This window comes from Akkermansia sp. GGCC_0220 (assembly GCF_017566105.1).
Classification (GTDB): domain Bacteria; phylum Verrucomicrobiota; class Verrucomicrobiia; order Verrucomicrobiales; family Akkermansiaceae; genus Akkermansia; species Akkermansia massiliensis.
This window is the reverse complement of record NZ_JABFCI010000046.1, coordinates 1-1,352: the sequence shown is the minus strand read 5'-3', so window position 1 is coordinate 1,352 and position 1,352 is coordinate 1. Positions and strand designations below refer to the sequence as shown.

Here is a 1,352-nt window from a genome sequence, read left to right as displayed (position 1 = left end):
ATGTCTGTAAAAGGAAGGCGCTGATTATAAAAATTATTATATTATATTTTGATGGAAAAAAATCGTTATGTTTCATAGGCAAACAAAAATTTGCAAATAACCTTTATTGACACTGGCTCTGGATCATGCTACTGGGAAAATGATCATGGAGGATTGCTCTCCTCTAATTTCATCATCAATCCCAGTTCTTTAATGCCTTATGAATACTCCAACTACTTCTTCTGCCGGCACCCCTTCTTCCATCCCCGCTTACCGCAAATGGTACTTTGGCTCTACGGCCAAACCCATGCCGCGTGGCATGCGCGCCTCTCCGGAGCCCGATCCGCTACCGTTCGAGGAAATCCACGAACACGATGAAATTACCGTGGGACCGCCCAGTACGTCGGCGGATGGACACAGTGCTCACGGTTACTTTACCATTCCGGAAGGAGCGGACGGAAAAAAGCTCTACGGCACCTGTTCGCTCTTCCTGGGGGTGGACGACTGGGGCAGCCTGGAAGTGAAGGACTCCAGCGGCAGCGTGGTGGCGCAGGTGGACCTGAAGAAAGACTCGCAGACGGCAGGCAAGCAGGGCGGCCATAAATACCACACGGGGACCGGCGGGGCGCAGCTGCCCTCCGGCTCCTACATTTGGGAAGTCAACCAGACCAACATCGACTACAAGCCTGAAAAAGACAACGTCTCCATCTGCAACTACAGCATCGACGTCGTGCCGACGGAGCCGGGAGGCAAGGAGGAGCCCGAGAAATGCCCGTGCGAGGGAGACACGTGTGATAACAGCGGTGGAACGCCGCCTTCCCCGTCGCTGGTCCGGTCGGGCTCCGCGGTGGGGAATAGCACGCTGGGAAACTATTCCTCCGCAGGGTGCAGTGTGAGTGCGGAAAGCACGGCCACGCTGATGTACTGGTCCTGCAACTTCGGAATGTTCCGGGGACTGGGAGGGATTCCTGCGGGCCTTGTGGAACTGAGGGCTGAGGAAACTGTCTCCGGCCTGGAAAGCCCATCCTCACTGGCCTACAACCATCCGTTGAACAGCCGTCTGGACGTGCCCCAAGGGGGAATTGTACCCGGAGTGCGTTTTGATCTGGTGCAGGGAGACCGGGTGATTGCCATGCGCTGCTATATGAACGGGTCCGTGCTGCCCGTTGGCGTGGACACGTCGGGCGGAGGGCGTGCGGCGCTGGCCACGGTGGAAGGACAATCCTGCCTCCGCTGGATCGTGGAAGACGGCAGCCAATACCTCTTCTCGGCGGAAACAGGAATGCTCCTCTCCTACACCACCACCGACAAGCAGGTCATCTCCAACGCGTCATCCTACCTGGACGTCAAGCATGCCGAAGACGGCTCGCTGA

1 pseudogene is annotated in these 1,352 nt (G+C 56.7%); it reads left to right on the top strand.

The window, feature by feature from the left end:
- Positions 1-199 precede the first annotated feature (199 nt).
- Positions 200-1,352 (top strand): annotated as a pseudogene (locus tag HJW02_RS12895) (sugar-binding protein); the annotation flags it as partial.